At 65.3% G+C, this 18,377-nt stretch carries 21 protein-coding genes; 14 read left to right on the forward strand and 7 right to left on the reverse strand.

Annotated features, from left to right (window positions below; genetic code table 11):
- The first annotated feature begins 90 nt into the window (after positions 1-90).
- The 6 genes from ATE71_RS13715 (at position 91) to ATE71_RS13735 (ending at position 3,409) form a co-directional block, all read left to right on the forward strand.
- Positions 91-687 carry an FMN-dependent NADH-azoreductase gene (locus ATE71_RS13715; RefSeq protein ID WP_058803935.1) on the forward strand — a complete coding sequence of 199 codons (597 nt, stop codon included), beginning with the start codon at positions 91-93 and terminating at the stop codon, positions 685-687.
- 358 nt (positions 688-1,045) lie between these two features.
- Positions 1,046-1,729: an RluA family pseudouridine synthase gene (locus ATE71_RS13720; protein ID WP_058803936.1), complete on the forward strand. Its 684-nt coding sequence runs from the start codon at positions 1,046-1,048 to the stop codon at positions 1,727-1,729.
- The gene (gene arfB, locus ATE71_RS13725; protein WP_058803937.1) at positions 1,722-2,123 is read left to right on the forward strand and encodes an alternative ribosome rescue aminoacyl-tRNA hydrolase ArfB; all 402 of its coding nucleotides are present in this window, start codon (positions 1,722-1,724) and stop codon (positions 2,121-2,123) included. The genes ATE71_RS13720 and arfB overlap by 8 nt, the downstream gene beginning before the upstream one ends.
- A 58-nt stretch (positions 2,124-2,181) precedes the next feature.
- Entirely contained in the window at positions 2,182-2,355 is a 174-nt protein-coding gene (locus ATE71_RS22540) for a hypothetical protein (protein WP_160328040.1), read from the forward strand.
- A gap of 53 nt (positions 2,356-2,408) precedes the next feature.
- Complete coding sequence (locus ATE71_RS13730; RefSeq protein WP_058803938.1) at positions 2,409-2,996, forward strand: SOS response-associated peptidase family protein; 588 nt, start codon at positions 2,409-2,411, stop codon at positions 2,994-2,996.
- Between the two features lie 86 nt (positions 2,997-3,082).
- Positions 3,083-3,409, forward strand: a complete 327-nt coding sequence (locus tag ATE71_RS13735; RefSeq protein WP_058803939.1) for a PilZ domain-containing protein — start codon at positions 3,083-3,085, stop codon at positions 3,407-3,409.
- Positions 3,410-3,419: 10 nt separating this feature from the next.
- Here ATE71_RS13735 and ATE71_RS13740 read toward each other — a convergent pair whose 3' ends face one another.
- Positions 3,420-3,845 (reverse strand): EVE domain-containing protein, encoded by a 426-nt coding sequence (locus tag ATE71_RS13740; RefSeq protein ID WP_058803940.1) that lies wholly within the window; start codon positions 3,843-3,845, stop codon positions 3,420-3,422.
- Positions 3,846-3,977: 132 nt separating this feature from the next.
- Between ATE71_RS13740 and ATE71_RS13745 the strand changes: the two genes are divergently transcribed.
- On the forward strand, positions 3,978-4,907 hold the full coding sequence (locus ATE71_RS13745) for an isopenicillin N synthase family dioxygenase (RefSeq protein ID WP_058804017.1): 930 nt from the start codon (positions 3,978-3,980) through the stop codon (positions 4,905-4,907).
- Between the two features lie 216 nt (positions 4,908-5,123).
- Here the strand turns inward: ATE71_RS13745 and ATE71_RS13750 are convergent, their stop codons facing one another.
- Entirely contained in the window at positions 5,124-5,522 is a 399-nt protein-coding gene (locus tag ATE71_RS13750; protein ID WP_058803941.1) for a hypothetical protein, read from the reverse strand.
- A 126-nt stretch (positions 5,523-5,648) separates the two neighbouring features.
- On the opposite strand from ATE71_RS13750, the gene ATE71_RS13755 reads away from it, so the two are divergent.
- Together ATE71_RS13755 and ATE71_RS13760 are read left to right on the forward strand one after the other, a co-directional pair.
- On the forward strand, positions 5,649-6,131 hold the full coding sequence (locus ATE71_RS13755) for a hypothetical protein (RefSeq protein ID WP_152998787.1): 483 nt from the start codon (positions 5,649-5,651) through the stop codon (positions 6,129-6,131).
- Positions 6,131-6,946, forward strand: a complete 816-nt coding sequence (locus ATE71_RS13760) for a ferredoxin--NADP reductase (RefSeq protein ID WP_058803943.1) — start codon at positions 6,131-6,133, stop codon at positions 6,944-6,946. The genes ATE71_RS13755 and ATE71_RS13760 overlap by 1 nt, the downstream gene beginning before the upstream one ends.
- Before the next feature lie 12 nt (positions 6,947-6,958).
- Here ATE71_RS13760 and ATE71_RS13765 read toward each other — a convergent pair whose 3' ends face one another.
- The gene (locus tag ATE71_RS13765) at positions 6,959-8,371 is read right to left on the reverse strand and encodes a M20/M25/M40 family metallo-hydrolase (protein ID WP_058803944.1); all 1,413 of its coding nucleotides are present in this window, start codon (positions 8,369-8,371) and stop codon (positions 6,959-6,961) included.
- Between the two features lie 125 nt (positions 8,372-8,496).
- Here ATE71_RS13765 and ATE71_RS13770 point away from each other — a divergent pair, with 125 nt between their 5' ends.
- Genes ATE71_RS13770 through ATE71_RS13780 form a run of 3 tightly spaced genes read left to right on the forward strand, consistent with a single transcriptional unit; the run spans position 8,497 to position 10,333 of the window.
- Positions 8,497-9,129: a lysophospholipid acyltransferase family protein gene (locus ATE71_RS13770; RefSeq protein WP_152998788.1), complete on the forward strand. Its 633-nt coding sequence runs from the start codon at positions 8,497-8,499 to the stop codon at positions 9,127-9,129.
- Positions 9,126-9,941, forward strand: coding sequence for a DUF1295 domain-containing protein (locus tag ATE71_RS13775; RefSeq protein WP_058803945.1), 816 nt, complete (start codon positions 9,126-9,128; stop codon positions 9,939-9,941). Before ATE71_RS13770 ends, ATE71_RS13775 begins: the two co-directional genes overlap by 4 nt.
- Positions 9,920-10,333: a hypothetical protein gene (locus tag ATE71_RS13780; protein WP_058803946.1), complete on the forward strand. Its 414-nt coding sequence runs from the start codon at positions 9,920-9,922 to the stop codon at positions 10,331-10,333. The genes ATE71_RS13775 and ATE71_RS13780 overlap by 22 nt, the downstream gene beginning before the upstream one ends.
- Before the next feature lie 153 nt (positions 10,334-10,486).
- Here the strand turns inward: ATE71_RS13780 and ATE71_RS13785 are convergent, their stop codons facing one another.
- A complete protein-coding gene (locus ATE71_RS13785) occupies positions 10,487-11,827 on the reverse strand; it encodes an acyltransferase family protein (protein WP_058803947.1) in 1,341 nt (446 codons plus the stop codon).
- 99 nt (positions 11,828-11,926) lie between these two features.
- Between ATE71_RS13785 and parC the strand changes: the two genes are divergently transcribed.
- Together parC and ATE71_RS13795 are read left to right on the forward strand one after the other, a co-directional pair.
- Positions 11,927-14,230, forward strand: a complete 2,304-nt coding sequence (gene parC / locus ATE71_RS13790; protein WP_058803948.1) for a DNA topoisomerase IV subunit A — start codon at positions 11,927-11,929, stop codon at positions 14,228-14,230.
- An 89-nt stretch (positions 14,231-14,319) separates the two neighbouring features.
- The gene (locus ATE71_RS13795) at positions 14,320-16,002 is read left to right on the forward strand and encodes a putative bifunctional diguanylate cyclase/phosphodiesterase (protein WP_235588021.1); all 1,683 of its coding nucleotides are present in this window, start codon (positions 14,320-14,322) and stop codon (positions 16,000-16,002) included.
- Here ATE71_RS13795 and ATE71_RS13800 read toward each other — a convergent pair.
- From ATE71_RS13800 to ATE71_RS13810, 3 genes are read right to left on the reverse strand one after another with little or no spacing between them, the layout of a single operon-like run.
- The gene (locus ATE71_RS13800) at positions 15,975-17,180 is read right to left on the reverse strand and encodes a CCA tRNA nucleotidyltransferase (RefSeq protein ID WP_058803950.1); all 1,206 of its coding nucleotides are present in this window, start codon (positions 17,178-17,180) and stop codon (positions 15,975-15,977) included. The genes ATE71_RS13795 and ATE71_RS13800 overlap by 28 nt on opposite strands.
- A complete protein-coding gene (locus ATE71_RS13805) occupies positions 17,168-17,752 on the reverse strand; it encodes a CoA pyrophosphatase (protein WP_152998789.1) in 585 nt (194 codons plus the stop codon). The genes ATE71_RS13800 and ATE71_RS13805 overlap by 13 nt, the downstream gene beginning before the upstream one ends.
- Positions 17,752-18,339 carry a DUF1285 domain-containing protein gene (locus ATE71_RS13810; protein WP_058803952.1) on the reverse strand — a complete coding sequence of 196 codons (588 nt, stop codon included), beginning with the start codon at positions 18,337-18,339 and terminating at the stop codon, positions 17,752-17,754. The genes ATE71_RS13805 and ATE71_RS13810 overlap by 1 nt, the downstream gene beginning before the upstream one ends.
- Positions 18,340-18,377: the final 38 nt, after the last annotated feature.

The raw sequence follows: 18,377 nt of genomic DNA on the forward strand, positions 1-18,377 counted from the left end.
GGGAGGGAGGGGGTGCCGCGAGCCTCCCTGAAAATGGGTGGCTCGCGGCACCCCCTCCCTCCCCTCTCATCAACGCCAAGGAGTAATGCCATGACCAATATTCTTCGTATCGATGCCAGTGCCCGCAACGATGGTTCGACCACGCGCCAGCTGGCGGGCCATCTCGTGAACCACCTGCTCGAACAGGGCTATGGCGCCAAGGTCGTACACCGCGACCTCGCGCTCACCCCGCCCGCACTGCTCACCGAAGGCTGGGTCGGTGCCAATTTCACCGATGAAGCCGATCGCAGCGACGATCAGAAGGCGCTGCTCGCCGGCTCGGACGAGCTGATCGCCGAACTCGAAGCCGCCGACACGATCGTCATCGGCGTCCCCGTCTATAATTTCGCGATCCCCGCGTCGCTGAAGGCCTGGATCGACCTGATCGCCCGCGCCCGCCGCACCTTCCGCTATACCGAAGCCGGCCCCGAAGGCCTGTTGAAGGGCAAGAAGGCCTATCTGGTCGTCGCCTCGGGCGGTGTCCCGGTCGGCAGCGACTATGATTTCGCAACCGGCTACCTCCGCCACGTTCTCGGTTTCGTCGGCATCACCGACGTCACGATCATCGCGGCCGACCAGCAGATGATGGACGGCGAAGCGCTCAACCGCGCGACCGCCGCGATCGGCGAACTGAAGCAGGCTGCCTGAACCGATGCGCCGTCTCGCGAGCCTTTTCCTTTCGTATGGCTCGCGGGTGACGGCGCATGGCCCCAGCCCGGCGTGGACCCTCCCCGCCGGGCTGGTTGCAGGGGCTCACCGCCGCTGAGCGCGTAGCGCAATATCGGTTAGCGACCGTTAGTTGCCATTCCCTTTCTTCGTCATTCCCGCGAAAGCGGGAACCCAGCGAGCCAGCGTAGCCACTGGGTTCCCGCTTTCGCGGGAATGACGAGGGTGGGGAGGAACGTCGGCTCACCACGCCAAAGCCGCCGGAGCATCGCCGACCCCCGATTCCGCGACGTTCGACGTTTACGCTTTCGGCTGAACGCCGGCCCGCCTATAGCGCGCCATGCTCCTTTCAGATCATGTCCTTTTCCTCGACGGCGAAGCGCTCGTCATCGACAAGCCCGCGGGGCTTCCCGTTGATGCGCCGCGCGACGGCAGCCTCAGCCTCGAAAACCACCTCGACAGCCTGCGGTTCGGTTTCAAGCGCTGGCCGCTTGCGGTCCACCGGCTCGACCGCGACACATCGGGCTGCCTGCTCCTCGCGCGCAATCCCAAGGCGCACGGGCGTTTCACTCGCGCCTTCGAAAGCCGCGAAGTCGAGAAACAATATCTCGCGATCGTCGACGGCGTGCCCGACGGCGACAGCGGCACGATCGACCTGCCGCTCGCCAAGACATCGACCGCCGAGACGGGCTGGCGCATGGTCGGCGATCCAAAAGGCAAACCCTCCGTCTCGCACTGGGAAAAGCTCTCCATCGTCGATGGCCGCGCGTTGCTCCGCTTTCGCCCCGAAACCGGCCGCACGCACCAGCTGCGCGTCCATGCGCTCGAAGGGCTCGGCTTTCCGCTCGCCGGCGATCCGGTTTACGGACGGGGCGGAACGAAAAGCCGCACCCTGCTCCACGCCGAACGGCTAGTCGTAAAACGTGACGTCAAGCCGCCAATAATCGCCGAGGCGCCCTTCCCCGACCGCTTCGTCGCGCTGGGTTTTGCCGCGCCGGAGGGAGCGGAGCCCACGCGTGGCTGATATCCCCGAACACGCGATCAGCGAGAAATTCCTCGCCGGGTCGGGTCCGGGCGGCCAGAATGTCAACAAGGTCGCAACCGCGTGCCAGCTGCGCGTCGATGTGTTCGCGCTGGGTCTCGCGCCCGACGCCTATCGCCGGCTCAAGACGCTGGCGGGAAGCAGGATGACCGCGGCGGGCGAACTGATCATCCTGGCGCGCAGCTTCCGCACCCAGGAAGCGAACCGCGCCGACGCGCGCGCGCGGCTGAACGAACTGGTCGACGCCGCGCTCGTCCGTCCCGAAAAGCGCATCAAGACCCGGCCGAGCAAGGCCGCCAAGGCCAAACGCGTCGACAGCAAGAAAGCGCGCAGCAGCATCAAGGCGGGCCGCGGCCGCGTAAAGCCCGACCAGTAAACGCGATTTTTACCCACGGCCGCTATCCACGCCACCGGAACAACAACGGAGCGGCACGATGGCCGATGTGGTGAAATCGATCCTGATGGGGCTCGGATGCCTGACGATCCTCGGCTTTGTCGGGTGCAGCATGATGGGCGCGGGGGTGATGGTCGCCGCCGACCGTGCCGCCGAACGTGGCGGCTTCAGCGAAACCAAACCGACCTCCGACAAGTCTCCCTGGGACAAGTGAAACCGGCGCGCCGCGTCGATTGACAGCCGCATGCCGCGCGGCGATCAGGCTGCATGAACCTCTATCGTCTCGATGCCCCGGCGCGCGCGATCGCCGCGACTTTCGGCGTCGATGCGGGCAACGATCCGTGGACGGGCGATTATGTCACGCCCGGCCGCCCTGCGCCGGTAATCGCCCCCGACAGCCGCAGCGGCCCGCGCCGTTACCTCCGCCCGAAACTGTGGGGCGTTCCGCCCCCGCCGCAGGGCACCGAGCCCGTCGCCACCGTCCGTAACCTCGCGAGCCCCTTCTGGATCGGCACGCTGCGCCATCCCGAGCTTCGCTGCCTGATTCCGGCGACAAGCTTTGCCCTGTGGTCGGGGCCTGCGGGCGCACGGCGCCAGCGCTGGGCATCGGTTTCGGGCCGGGCTATCTTCGCCTTCGCAGGCATCCAGCGCCAGAATGAGGATTGGCCGGGCTTCGCAATGCTGACGACCGATCCGAATGGCCTGCTCGATCGGCTCGGTCCCGGCGTGATGCCGCTGATCCTGCATGCCGAGGATCATGAGCGCTGGCTGACCGCCGAATGGCGCGATGCGGCCCAGCTTGTCGCCCCCTTTCCCAGCCATCTGATGGCGGTCGGCGAACAGCCGCCGCTATAGGAGAAATTCACCATATTCCTTCACTTTGGGGTAACCAACGGCGGCGTAAGAACGGGCGAATCAAGAGCATTGCCGGGACCAGAAGCATGTTGGGAAATCGCACCCTCGAAACCATGAAAGCGCCTACCTCGGCGCGCCGCGACGAGCGCGCGTCGGTCGATGGGCGTGCCCGCTTTCGCGAAGCCGGCTCCAATCCCTTCGACGCCGAACTCTTCGACCTGTCGGCGAACGGCTTTCGCATGTTCACCTTTTCGCGCCAGGCGATCGGCAAGCATATCTGGGTGAACCTGCCCGGGCTGCAACCGGTCGAGGCCGTCGTGCGCCGCCAAGACGGCAACAATTACGGCTGCGAGTTCGTCAATCCGCTGCACGCCTCGGTCGCCGACCATCTCAAGACAAAACTGGCCAAATAAGCGCGCGCCTTCAGCCGGCGGGTTTTTCCGACTTTTTCAATATATGCTTCCACTCGGCGGGCGTAACGCGCCCGACCGACAGCCGCGACTGGCGGATCAGGTCCATGTCGGCCAGCTTCGGGTCGGCCTTGATCGCCGCGAGCGTCACCGGATGGGCGAGCGCGCGCACCGGCGCGACGCGAACGATCACCCAGGGCGACCCCTTTTCGGCAGTCGGATCGGGCGAATGCTCTTCGACGATCTCCATGATGCCGACGCATTCCTTGCCGATATTACTGTGATAGAAGAGCGCTTCGTCGCCCTTCTTCATCGCCATCATGTTGAGCTTCGCAGTGTGGTTGCGCACGCCGTCCCACATGCCCTTGCCTTCACGCACGAGCTGGTCCCATGCATAGGCGTCGGGTTCGGATTTCATCAGCCAATATTGCTTTGCCATGGTCGCGGGCTTAGCCGAGCCGCGCGCGCGGCGAAACCGCCTTTTTCCCTTTAACCCGCGCGCCGCAGCGCCTAAATCGCGATTCATGATGCGCCCCGACGGCGCTGCCCCTATCAGATGGACCTATCTTTCATGACCGCTGCCGTACCCGTCATTTCCATGTCGCTTCCCGCCGACCAGTTCGCGAAGGACTTCGGGGCGTCGTTCGAACGTTTCGGCTTCGCGATGATCACCGACCATGGCATCGACCCCGGCCTGATCGACGAAGCCTGGGCCAAGGCGAAGGAATTTTTTGCGCTGCCCGAAGAGGTCAAGCGCGCCTATCATATCGTCGGCGGCGGCGGCGCGCGCGGCTATACGCCGTTCGGGACCGAAATCGCGAAGGGCGCCAAGGAAGTCGACCTCAAGGAATTCTGGCACGTCGGCCGCGACCTGCCCCCCGGCCATCGTCTCGCCGCGCAGCAGCCCAACAATGTCTGGCCGAAAGAAGTCGAGGGCTTCCGCACCGCCTATGACAAGCTCTTCGCCGAATTCGACCGCGTCGGCGGCCGCCTGCTGTCGGGTATCGCACGCTACCTGGGTCTTGCGCCCGATTTCTTCGACGACACGGTGAAGGACGGCAACAGCGTGATGCGCCTGCTCCACTATCCGCCGGTCGAAGCCCCCGCCAAGGGCATCCGTGCCGAAGCGCATGAGGATATCAACACGATCACCCTGCTTCTCGGCGCCGAGGAAGCCGGGCTCGAAATCCTCGACAAGGACGGCAGCTGGCTCCCCGTCTCGCCGCCGCCGGGCGCGATGGCGGTCAATGTCGGCGACATGCTCCAGCGGCTGACCAATAACAAATTGCCATCGACGACGCACCGCGTCCGCAACCCCGACGAAGGCCGCGCCAGCGTCGCGCGTTACTCGATGCCCTTCTTCCTGCATTTCCGTTCCGACTATCCGATCGAAACGCTCGAAAGCTGCATCGACGCTGCACATCCCAACCTCTACCCGACGCCGATCACCGCCGACGACTATCTGCAGGAACGGCTGCGCGAGATCGGGCTGAAGAAGTAGGCTAATTTCCGCTTAGGGGTAGGAAGCGGCCGTTCGTTCCGCCCCCTCGTCACCCCGGACTTGATCCGGGGTCCACGACTTCGACGCTGCGATGGATCCCGGATCAAGTCCGGGATGACGAAGAACCAGTGTCCGCAATCGGTCGTTTCCTGCCGTTCGCACCGGATCGGCGGCGAATGTCCGATAAGGGGTGGGAGCGGAACCTGCCGGGCCAGACTATTCCGCCTTGCTCACGCTCAGAATTTTCTCGACAGTCACGATACGCGTTCCGTCGCCGAGATGGCGCCCTTGATGCGGTTGAAGGCTTATTCGCCCGACCAATTTCACCGAGAAAGTTCCCCAGGGCGGATCAGGTTTCCACCATTGAGCAACCCGCCGAGCCCCGGCGTCCAATGCTTCGCACGTCTCTGCTGAGCATTCGACGGATGCTCGCTCATCCGAAAGAAGCGTCTCGCCGGCCTCGCTGCGGCACTGCTCAAACTGGCTGTTCTCAAAATTCGAGAACCAAGTGCACGTCAGCGTCGTTGGCGGGCCGAACTGTTCGCCGTTGATGTTTAAAGCATCGTCGGGGGCGAGTGGACCCGAGGCTAGAACGAGAACGATAAGTTGCCACATGACGTCGGCTTACAGCCGATATGGATGCCTGCAATCGGTCCAAGCGGCCGTTTCGCCAAAACGCAAAAACAAAATTCTAAATTGCAAATGACTCGCAATAACATATAAGCCCACTTGTGCCGCATCATGCGCGCGATGGAAAGGGGATCGATGTACGCCTTTGTCGACCGGCCGGTGGAAAGCCTCTGCAATGGCGGGCGCTTCCTGCTCTGGGCGATGCGCGCGTGGGTTTCGGCGGTCGCCCGCGGCCAATGTCCGCCGCAGATGCTCTATCGGGGCTTCACTGCGGTAGAGGCGCCGGGGGCGCTTCCCGATTTCCATATCGCGATGGCGCTGCTCGCCGGCGATGCGGTCGAAACGCTGGCGCTTGCGCCGATGCCATGCCTCCAGATTTCAGAGGATGAAGCAATTCTGCTTGGACTCTGGCGCGACTTTTCGCTTGAGAGCGCCGCAAATGCCCGTGCGACGCTGGCCTTGCTGGCCGAGGAAGGCAGCGTCGGCCAGATCGCGAAGGCGATGGCGGCGGCGTCCCGCCGGCTGGTTGCGGCGGGATTCGACATGCCGGCCCTCGCGGCCGGCGCCACGACATATCAAGAAAGTCCAAAATGATGAGTGACCGTATTGCCGAAGCCGCCAAGCTCGCCCCCTCCGCCTCGCTGACGGTCGAAGAGGTGCGTTCGGTGCGCCACTGGAACGCGCATCTGTTCAGCTTCACGATCACGCGCCCACCAAGCTTCCGTTTCCGTTCGGGCGAGTTCGTGATGATCGGCCTGCCGGGCGAGGGGCGCCCGCTGCTCCGCGCCTATTCGATCGCCAGCCCCGCCTATGCCGACGAGCTGGAATTCCTGTCGATCAAGGTGCCGGACGGCCCGCTGACCTCGCGGCTCCAGCTGATCCAGCCGGGCGACCCCGTCTATCTGGGGCGCAAGCCGACAGGGACGCTCGTCGCCGACGCGCTGCTGCCGGGCAAGCGGCTGTTCATGCTCTCGACCGGCACCGGACTCGCGCCCTTCCTCAGCTTGGCGCGCGACCCGGACATCTATGAGCGGTTCAACCAGATCGTCATCGTCCATTGCGTACGGCAGGTTAGCGACCTCGCCTTCCGCGATGAGCTGGAAAGCCAGCTGGCGGGCGATCCGCTCGTGCAGGATCAGGCGCTGCTGCAATTCCATTATCTGCCGACGGTGACGCGCGAGCCCTTCCGCACAACGGGGCGCATCGACGCGCTGATCGACGATGGGTCGCTCTTCGGCCACCCGCTGACCGGGCCGACCGCGTTCGACCCCGAAAACGACCGCATCATGATGTGCGGCAGCATGGCGATGATCCGCGACTTGCAGGCGCGTTTCGAAGAACTGGGCTTCAAGGAAGGATCGAACGCATCGCCGGGCGACTTCGTGATCGAACGCGCATTCGTGGGCTGAGGCCATATCCCGTCAAGGCTTGTCGGCGTAGGCTTTCACCAGGTCGAACATATAGTCGCGCCCGACATAGACCGAGCGCACTTCCATGCGTTCGTTGAGGCCGTGCGCGCCATTGCCGTCGGGGTCGCCCCACATGCCGGGGACGCCATAGGTCGGGATGCCGACCGCGCCGAGGAAAGTGGCGTCGGTATAGCCGTTCGCCATCGACGGGATGACCTTCAGCCCCGGCCAGTATTTGTCGACGAGTGTCTGCATCGGGCCGATGATTTTCGGGTCGAGCGGCGGTGCGGGCGGCGCGGGGCGCTTCGGCGGCAGCTGGGTGATCGTCACGCCGGGATCGCCGATGGCCTTCGCCAGCTCGTCCTTGATCGACTCGATGCTGTGTCCCGGAAAGATCCGGCAGTTGATGTTCGCGCCGGCGCGCTGTGGCAGCGCGTTCGGCGCATGGCCGCCGTCGAGCAGGGTGGCAACGCAGGTGGTGCGCAGATTGCTGTGGAGAAAGGGATCCTTGTTGACGGTCGCCTCCGCCGCCTTGTCGGCGGAGTTCTTCGCCAGCGCGACCATCGCCGCGCCCGTTTCGTCGCCGCGCGCCGCACCCGCTTCGGCAAAGAAGCGCCGCGTCGTGTCGGTCATCTCGACGGGGAATTCATGCTCCTCGATCTTGGTGATCGCGCGCGCAAGTTCGTAAATGGCGTTGTCGGGCACCGGCGCCGAGCTGTGGCCGCCAGGATTGCGCGTTTCGAGGCGGAAGTTGGCGAAGGTCTTTTCGCCGACCTGCACCGACTGGCCCAGCACCTTGCCCTTGCCGTCGCTGTCGCCGCCGCCGCCCTCGTTCAAGGCAAATTCGGCGTCGATCAACTCGCGCTTGTTCGCGGTGAGCCATTCGACCCCGTTGAACGCGCCGTTGGTTTCCTCGCCGCAGGTCAATGCCATTTTCACGGCGCGTTTGGGCTTGTAGCCCGCCTGCTGGAAGCGGATCAGCGTGTCGACCCACACCGCCGCCTGCGCCTTGTCGTCGGCGGTGCCGCGGCCATAGAAATAGCCATTCTCCTCGACCATCACGAACGGGTCGCGTTCCCAGTCGGCCCGCTTCGCCTCGACGACGTCGATATGCGCGATGAGCAGGAGCGGTTTGGCGGTCTTGCTGGTGCCCGGATAGATGGCGACGAGACCGCCTTCCTTCGGATTTTCGGGGGTCGTGAACAGGGTGAGCTGGCTGTCCGGGATGCCCGCCGCCTTCAGCCGCGCCGCCATGCGTTCGGCGGCCAGCGTGCAACTGCCCGACGAAAGCGTCGTGTTCGTTTCGACCAGTTCCTTGTAAATTTCGCGAAAGGCGAGCTGGTCGGGCCGCGGCTGCGCCTCGGCGGCGACCGCGGGCGCCGCGAGCAGCAGGGCGGACGTCAGCAGCGCCGAAAATTTCATCATCGATATTTCCCCCGTTTCGTTGTCGCTAGGGAGCAGAAAGACGGCGCTGCGACAAGCCGCGATGCACGCCCCCTTGCGCAGCGGTGGGCTTTGGCGCAATCCGGGCGAGGGGGAGAGGAGCCAAAGTGACCAAGATCGATGACAACCCGCCGGGGTTGGTGGCGCGCGGCGTGCGCCGGATTTTGCTTCTGCTCTACCGGATGCGGGGATGGAAGGCCGAAGGCGTCGTGCCCGAACCGCGGCGGTTCGTGCTGATCGCCGCGCCGCACACGAGCAATTGGGACTTCGTCAATTTCCTGGGACTCGCCGGCGACCTCGGGCTAGAGCCTCATTTCATGGGGAAATTATCGCTGTTCCGCTGGCCGCTGGCGGGGTTCATGAAACAGATGGGCGGCATCCCCGTCGACCGGCGCGGCGGCACCAATGTCGTGCAGCAGATGGTCGACGAGTTCGCGCGGCGCGCCGAGTTCGTTCTGACCGTCGCGCCCGAAGGGACGCGCGGCAAGGCGAAGAAATGGCGGACCGGCTTCTATCAGATCGCGATGGCTGCAAAGGTGCCGATGGTGGTCGGTATCATGGATTACGGGCGCAAGACGGGCGGCCTCGGCCCACTCATCTGGCCGACCGGCGACTTTCGCGCCGACATGCTGAAGGTGCTGGAAATCTATAAGGGTTGCATCCCCAAATTTCCCGAGCGCGCGGTGCAGTCGATCGATGATATAGTCGGGGTCGACGAGGAACAGGATATGCGCGCATGAGTGACGTCCTTTTGCTGCTTGCAGCCAATTTTGCCGGATTGATCGGCATCATCCTGATCCTGTGGGGTATCGCGCTCGCCCTCCGCGACGTATCGTTCATCGATGCCTTCTGGGCCTTTGGCATGGTGCTGCTCGCATGGGGCGCGGCGTGGCAGGCGGGGTTCGATGCGGCGCATGCGAAGCTGCTGCTGGGCCTCACGACCTTGTGGGGGCTGAGGCTTGCGATCCACCTGGCCGTCCGCTGGGCGCGCCATGGCGAGGATCCACGCTACCGCAAGATCCTCGCGCACACGATGGAAAGACGGAAATGGGGCTGGGCAAAGACCGCGCTGCTCACCGTGTTCCTGACCCAGGCGCCGCTGCTGTTTCTCACCTGCCTGCCCGCGCAGATCGGTATCTGGGCAAGCGCGAGCGCGCCGATGGAAAGCATTGGCATGATAGGCTGGATCGGCGCTGCCGCCGCCCTGATCGGCATCGCGTTCGAAAGTATCGGCGATGCGCAGCTCGATGCGTTTCGCAAGGATCCGGCGAACAAGGGCCGGGTGCTCGACACCGGCCTGTGGCGCTACACGCGCCACCCCAATTATTTCGGCGACGCGCTGACCTGGTGGGGCATCTGGCTCATCGTCCTCGACCTTGGCTCGGGGCCGGCGCTCGCGAGCCTGATCGGGCCGGTTTTCCTGACCTTCACGCTCACAAAATGGTCGGGCAAGGCCCTGCTCGAAAAGGGACTACACAAGACGCGGCCCGATTATGCCGCCTATGTTGTGCGAACCTCTGGATTCATCCCTTGGCCGCCAAAGGCGCGCTAGATCGGGGCTTAGGCGGCGACGAAATCCCGGCCGATGTGTCGGCGCTCGGCGACGCGCAACGCATCCGCGCGATCCTGACCGCGGCGGCGCGCGAAGGGCGCAGCGTCAGCTATTCGGAGCTGCTCGGCGATTTGGGCTTCCGTTTCACCCGACCGAAGATGCGCGCGGTCTGCCGTACGCTCGAGGAGGTGGATCGCCTTTGCGCGGTAGACGGCGAGCCCGACATGGCAGTGCTGGTGGTGCGCGAGAGCGATCGGCTACCGGGGCAGGGCTGGTGGGTCAGCGGCACGGCGCTGCTGCTCGGCTATGACGGGCCGTGGGAGGGTGCGGCGGCGGCGCGGTTTATCAGGGAACAGCAGCAGGCGGTTTTCGATTTTTGGAAGAGTCGGTAAACTGCTTCCGGCCGAATACCGGCCTTCATTTCATCGTCACCCCGGACTTGATCCGGGGTCCATGACTTCGGCGGCGCGATGGATCCCGGATCAAGTCCGGGATGACGAAGAGGTTGGGGTCGCAACGTCCGCTTCCTATCCCAAAGCCGCCCATCACTTCCGCGATTGCGCCAGCCGGTGCACCGGCCCGAACTGCGCGATCGCCGCGCCGACGAACGGCAGCGCGACCAGCCACAGGCGCACGCCGGTCACCCCGAGCGGGCTCGCTATGCTGATCGCCGCGGTGGCGCCGAGCCCCGTGCAGATCAGCAGCAGCCCGGCGATCAACCGCCAATGCGGCACCTCGCCGCTATCCTTGCTCGCGCGCTCATAGCGCGCGAACGCCATGATCAGCGGCAAAAGCGTCGCAATATAGAGCGCAAACCAGACCGGCCGTGCAAGCCACCAGGCCGCGCTGCCCGGCGCGACGTCGAGGCCCACCCCGCCGAGCAGCCACGCCGCGATCATCACGAGCACGAAGGCGGTGAGGTGCCAGAGGTAGATCGTCATGATCATCCCGTTGACGAGCACAACGCTCGTCCAGATGCGGATATTGCCCAGCATCCGCCGCCCCGCGGGTTCGAGCGCGAGCGCGAAGCCCGCCTGCGCGATGCCGAGCGCGAGCAGCGCGAGCGTCGGCGGCATCGAATTGCTGAGGTCCGATCCCGGCACCCCGATCATCGCGACCGGATAGGGCCCGAACCCGACGAGCAACGCCAGCGCGACCAGCCCGCCGATGCCCCACAACAGCCCCCTGCCCGGCGTCAGCCGCCCCTCGCTCCACGCGAAGCCGAGCTGGTGGATCGCGAGCCAAACAAAGGCGAAGTTGAGAAAATTGACATGCGGAACGTCGAAGCGCAGCGCCGCGACGTCGATCGCCACCGCCCCCGCGACGAGCGCCCAGAAGGAACCGAAACCCCAGCGCTGCCACGCGCGCCACGTCAACGGCACGACCGCCGCGACCATCAGATAGACCGACAGGAACCACACCGGGATCAGCGCGAGTTGCGCCGCCATCGCGACCACTCCGCGCTCGATCCCCGCCAGCGTCCCGAACATCGCGACGAGTGTCCAGATCAGGAACAGCGGCAGCACCGGGTTGATCAGCCGTTGCAGCCGCCCGCTGTACCAGCTTTCGTAACTGCCGCCCTTGCGCCGCGTCGCCGCCCACGACATCCCGTTCGAGAAACCGCCGACGAGGAAAAAGAGCGGCATGACCTGGAATCCCCAGGTCAGCCACTGCGTCCACGGCAGGATTCCGAGCAGGTGTCCGCCCTCGACCGCGCCGTCCTTCATATAGGGTGCGGCGACCAGCCAATGGCCGACAACGACAGCGAGGATCGACAATGCGCGCAGGAAATCGACGTAGCGATTGCGTTCGGGCGGCGCCTGCTGCGCCATTTCTTTCGCGCGCGACCAGATGCTTTTACGAATGGCGCCAGTGGTTTCGCTCAAAATGCCGACCCTCCCTCAGTGGAAAGACCAAGCTAATGTCGCTGAGCGTCGACGCAAGCCTTTGCCTTGGCGCATCGGCCTTGCTATCGGCTGCGGACAATGGCCAGCACCACCGACGATCCCGACAATCCAGAACCCGCCCCCGGCATGATCGATACCCCGTTCGACAGCGCGCTGTCCGAACGCTATCTCGTCTATGCGCTGTCGACGATCACCGCACGCTCGCTGCCCGACCTGCGCGACGGGTTGAAACCGGTGCATCGCCGCCTGCTCTGGGCGATGCGTGCGATGCGGCTCGACCCATCGCAGGGCTATAAAAAATCGGCGCGCGTCGTCGGCGACGTCATCGGCAAGTTCCACCCGCACGGCGACACAGCGGTTTACGACGCGATGGTCCGCCTCGCGCAGGATTTCTCGCTGCGCTACCCGCTCGTCGACGGCCAGGGCAATTTCGGCAATATCGACGGCGATAATGCCGCCGCCTATCGCTATACCGAGGCGCGGCTGACGCGCGTCGCGATCGACCTGATGCAGGGGCTCGACGAGGGCACGGTCGATTTCCGGCCGACCTATAATGGCGAGGATGAAGAGCCCGAGATCATGCCGGGGCTGTTCCCGAACCTGCTCGCCAATGGGGCGAGCGGGATCGCGGTCGGCATGGCAACGAACATCCCGCCGCACAATGCCGCCGAGGTGATCGGCGCTGCGTTGCTGCTGATCGAAAATCCGAATGCCGAGCTGGGCGAGTTGCTCGAGCATGTGAAGGGCCCCGACTTCCCCACCGGCGGCATCGTCGTCGACAGCGCCGAGACGATCGCCCACGCCTATGAAACCGGGCGCGGCGGTTTTCGCGTCCGCGCGCGCTTCTCGACCGGCAAGACTGCCGACGGCAGCTGGGAAGACAGCGGCATCGAGAAGCTGACCGGCGGTACCTGGCAACTCGTGATCAGCGAAATTCCCTATGGCGTCGCCAAGGGCAAGTTGATCGAACAGATCGCGCAGCTGATCGCCGACAAGAAGCTTCCGATCCTCGAGGATGTGCGCGACGAAAGCGCCGAGGATCTGCGCATCGTCCTCGAACCCAAGAGCCGCAACGTCGATCCCGAGGTACTGAAGGACAGCCTGTTCCGGCTGACCGACCTCGAAAGCCGCTTCGCGCTCAACCTCAATGTGCTCGATGCGACGCGCACGCCGAAGGTGATGGGGCTGAAACAGCTGCTCACCGAATGGCTCCAGCACCAGATCGTCGTGCTCGTCCGCCGCGCGCAGCACCGGATTGCGAAGATCGACGACCGGCTGGAGCTGGTCGCGGGCTATATCATCGCCTTCCTCAACCTCGACCGGATCATCGAGATCATCCGCACCGAGGACGAGCCCAAGCCGGTGATGATCCAAGAGTTCATCCTGACCGACCGGCAGGCCGAGGCAATCCTCAACATGCGCCTCCGCAGCTTGCGCAAGCTCGAGGAAATGGAGCTGAAACGCGAACAGGCGGACCTGACCGCCGAGCGCGAGGAACTGGCAAAGCTGGTCGAAAGCCCCGCACGGCAGAAGACACGGCTACGCAAGGATCTCGAAAAGCTGCGCGACGTCTATGGCCTCGAAACATTGCTCGGCGCGCGCCGCACGACGATCGCCGAAGCCGCACCGACCCGCGAGATCCCGCTCGACGCGATGATCGAGAAGGAACCGGTGACGGTGATCCTGTCGAAGCGCGGCTGGATCCGCGCCCAGCGCGGCCATGTCGCGGCGGACCAGTGGGGCGAATTTAAGTTCAAGGAAGGCGACGAGCTGCTGTTCGCCGCGCACGCGCAGACGACCGACAAGCTGCTGGTCGCCGCGAGCGACGGGCGCTTCTTTACCGTTGGTGCCGACAAATTGCCCGGCGGGCGCGGCTTTGGCGAGCCGCTGCGCCTGATGGTCGATATCGACCCCGACGCGCGCATCGTCGCGCTCATCCCGGCAAGCGCCGAAGGCCGCCTATTGCTCGCCTCGACGAGCGGCCATGGCTTCGTCGCACAAATGTCCGAAGTCGTCGCCGAAACACGCAAGGGGCGGGCCGTCGTCAACCTCAAGCCCAAGGCTGTCCTGGCGGTCGTCCGCCCGATCGCTGCGGGCGACGACAGCGTCGCTGCGGTGGGCGAGAACCGGAAACTCGTCGTTTTCCCGCTTGCCGAGGTGCCGGTGATGGCGCGCGGCCAGGGTGTGATGCTGCAACGCTATCGCGACGGCGGCCTGGCCGACGCGATCAGCTTTGTCTTTGCCGAGGGTCTGAGCTGGGCGATGGGCGGCGATAGCGGCCGCACGCGGACCGAAACCGATCTGGCACCATGGCGCGTCGCACGCGGCGCGGCCGGCCGGATGCCGCCAACCGGCTTTCCGCGCAACAACCGCTTCGACTGACCTTATTTTGTGGTTGCCGTAAATAGCTTCTTTACTCCCCGGCAACTACGCAAGGACCAATGGGGAAAGGTCGCTTAAAACCCGCTGTTATGCCTATTGATCGAACCGGTGAAGACCGGCCCTCGCTGTTTGTCGGATGGATCGATGCGCTGCCGGTCCCGGCGGCGCTTGTCCGTCCGCTCGGGCGCGGCAATTTCCGCCTTCATGCCAGCAATACCGCCTTCGACCGGCTGAAATTGTCTCCCGCCGGCGTCGATGCGCCGATCGAAATGCTCCGCGCGATCGAACGCGCCGCGAAACGATCCGACCAAGCACAGGAATTTTCGTGCCAGCTGGGCGAAGGTCCGGCGGCGCGCGACCTGCGCGGGTCGATCGGCCCGCTGCCCACCGAAGCGGGTGACGAAGGGCTGTTCCTGCTGACATTGATCGATCGCACGCAGGAAATGATGACTGAGCGCAACCTGCGCCGCGAACTCGTGTCGGACAGCCTGACCGGTCTCCCCAATCGTGCCGGGTTCGAGGAACTGGTCGAACAGCGTACGCTGGCCGAGGGCACCGCCGCCGATCATGCGATCCTGCTGCTCGACCTTGCACGCTTTTCGCGTATCAACGAACATATCGGCCCGATGGCGGGCGACGAGCTGATCATCACCGTTGCCCGCCGGCTGAAATCGAGCCTGCGCAGCGGCGACATATTGGCGCGCACCGGCGGCGACGAATTCGCCATTTCGTCGCGGGTGACCGGCGGCCGCGCCGATGTGCGCGAAATGGCGCGGCGCATTCGCGGCTGCTTCGACCACCCATTCCGCATCGGCGAGCTGAAAGTCAGCGTCGACTGCGCGCTCGGCTGTGCGATTCAACCCGCAGCTGACACCGATGTCGCCGATCAGATCCGGCATGCCCAGATTGCGCTGAAACGCGCGAAGCAGACCGATCGCATCGAAATCTACGAACCCGAAGCCGCCATGCTGTCCGACAACCGCTTCGGGCTCGAAACAGAACTGCGCAACGCGATCGAGGAAGACCGACTCCACCTTGCCTTCCAGCCGCTGATCGAGATGTCGAGCGGGCGCGTCGCGGGATTTGAGGCGCTCGCGCGCTGGGACAACAGCAGCGGCCATGCGGTCTCGCCCTCCGAATTCATCCCGATCGCCGAGGATTCGGGGCTGATCGTCCCGCTCGGCCAATGGGCGATTGGCAAAGCGGCGGCGACACTCGCCGAATGGGACGGCCAGAATGGCGGCGAGATCGTCAACGCCTATTTCTCGGTCAATGTTTCGGCGATCCAGCTGGTGCGCGACGATGTCGCTGGCGTCGTGCGCGACGCGCTCGAAAAACACCGCATCGGCGGCGAACGGCTGATGATAGAACTCACCGAAAGCGCGATCATCGGCGATCCCGACCTTGCGCTATCGGTGCTCAGCCAGCTCAAGGCGCTGCACGCCCGCGTCGCGATGGACGATTTCGGCACCGGCTATTCGAACCTCGCCTATTTGCAGCGCCTGCCGATCGACGTGCTCAAGATCGATCGCAGTTTCGTCGAACATATGGTCGACGACCGCGACAAGGTGGCGATCGTTCGCACGATCCAGAGCCTCGCCGAGGTGCTCGGCATGAAGACGACCGCCGAGGGCGTCGAAACCACCGATCAGGCGCGATTGCTGTCGGCGCTCGGCTGCGACTTCGGACAGGGGTTCCTGTTTGCGCGGCCGATGGATAGCAAGGCCGCGCTCGACTACTGGCGTCAGTCGTTGGTGCGCCCGATATTCTGATCGACCAGCTCGGCGACGCGCATCGCATCGGGGAAATCCTCCGCCACCCATTGGGCTTCGACCGCTTTCAATATACGCGCCACGTCGGGGCCGGCGGCAACCCCGCGCGCGACAATGTCGCCCCCCTTCACCGGCAGCAACGGCACCTCCCAGCCTTCCAGCGCCTGCACCGCGTCTGCCCGCCCGGCAATCAGGTGGACGTCGCGCGCCGCGTCGATCCCGATGGCGTGCGCAAGCTGCCGCGCGGGGCGGGCAACATCGCCGCGATGCCCGGCGATCGCGGCCAGATGCTTGCGCTGCCGCGTCGACAGCCGCAGCCGGCTCGCCACCTGCTCGGCGACCGCAGCGTCGGCGGGAAGCAGCACCGACAGGCGGCGCAGCGGTCCCGGCACGGCGCCCGCGGCCGCCTCATTGGAGAGCAGGCGATCGAAACCCGCGGCAAAAGCGGAATCCCGTTCGGGCAGCAGCACGTCGAAAATACCGTCCGCCGCCATCTGGCCGACGATGACGCGCGGGTCGGGCAGCGACAATAGCTTGAGCAATTCGTCGGCGATGCGTTCGCGCGACAGGCTTTTGAGCGACTGGCGTGCCGCGATCACCGCGGCGTGGCTGGCGGGCTCCAGCGGGCCGCGACCGAAACGCGCAGCAAAGCGGTAAAAGCGCAGGATACGCAAATGATCCTCCGCGATCCGCGTCGCGGCGTCGCCGATAAAGCGCACGCATCCGTCCCGCAAGTCGTCGATCCCGCCGAACCAGTCGTCGATCGCGCCGCTGTCCGGGTCGGCATAAAGCGCGTTGATCGTGAAGTCGCGCCGCGCCGCATCGTCGCGCCAGTCGTCGGCAAAGGCGACCGTGGCCCGGCGCCCGTCGGTTTCGACATCGCGGCGCAGCGTCGTGATTTCATGATGGTCGCCGCTCGCGATCGCGGTGACGGTGCCGTGCGCAATCCCCGTCGGGATGACCTTGATATCCGCCGCTGCCAACCGCCGCGTCACCTCCCCCGGCAACAAGGGAGTCGCAAGGTCGACATCGGCGACCGGCAGGCCAAGCAATGTGTCGCGCACCGCGCCGCCCACCAGCCGCACGGCGCCGCCATCGGCGCTCAGCGCCGCGACGATCCGGCGCAGCCCGGCGCGGTCGCGCCATGCGGCATCGGGCAGCGTCGTCACCGGTGCCATCCGGCGGGCAAACGCCGTGCCAGATTGATGATGATCCCCGCCGTCACGCCCCAGATCCGCCGTCCCTGCCAGTCCATGTCGTAATAATGGCGGTCGTGCCCCTGAAAATTCGCATGCTGGCGCGCATAATTGTCGGGATCGAACAGGATGTCGAGCGGCACCTCGAACCAGTCTTCGACCTCGTCGGGATTGGGATCGAATGCCAGGTCGGGGGGGATGACGCCGAGCACCGGGGTGATCCGATAGCCGCTGCCCGACTGGTAGGCTTCGGTCGCGCCCGCGATCATCACGTCGCGGCGGCTAAGGCCGATTTCCTCTTCCGCCTCGCGCAGCGCCGCATCGATCGCATCGCGGTCGCCGGGATCGATCTTGCCACCAGGAAAGGCGACCTGCCCCGCGTGGCTACGCAGCCATTGCGGGCGCTGGGTCAGGATCACGCCGGGGTCTGGGCGGTCGGTAAAGGCGATCAGCACTGCGGCATCGCGTAGCGTCGGCGTGCCGAGATAGGCCTCGTCTTCGCCGACTCCGGGAAGCAGATTCTCGAGCGCGGCGCGCAATTTTTCGGAAAGCATCAGGCGGCGCCCACCAAGGGAAAGCAGGCGCCGTTCGACCAGATGGCGGGCGGATCGCCGCCCTCCGCCAGCGCCAGTTCGGCGATATCGTAATAGAGCGCGCGGTCGATGCGCGCCTCCAGCCCGTTGGCGATTGCACCGCGGACGTGGAGGCGCGGGTCGGGGTCGTCGGGATCGTCACCGAAACTCAGCGGGTGGTCCGCGCCCGCAATCACAAGATCGTCGGTATCGAGCCGGAAGACGAGCCTGCGCGCCTCACCCTCGCCCTCGCTCTTCATCTCGACCGCGCGGAAGGGGGTGTCCTCGACGGTGATCGCCAGCTTCTCGGCCGGGGTGACAAGGACGTGGCTGCCGTCGGGTTCGCGCCGCAGGATCGTCGAAAAGAGTCTGACCATCGCGGGGCGGTTGATTCGCCCGCCCTCGTGATACCAGCTGCCGTCGGCGTGAATCTCCATCGCGCTGTCGCCGCTGCGTTCGGGGTGCCAGCTTTCGACCGGCGGCAGCTTGCGCGCTGCGAGCAGTTCGGCCGCCTCGGTCAGCGAAAGCTGGGCGAAGTCCTTTGGAAGCGAGGGTGCAGGGCTGACCATCCATCCGACATAGGCGGAAGGGCGGAGCGCGCAACCCC

It is taken from the genome of Sphingopyxis sp. H115, assembly GCF_001468465.1.
Classification (GTDB): domain Bacteria; phylum Pseudomonadota; class Alphaproteobacteria; order Sphingomonadales; family Sphingomonadaceae; genus Sphingopyxis.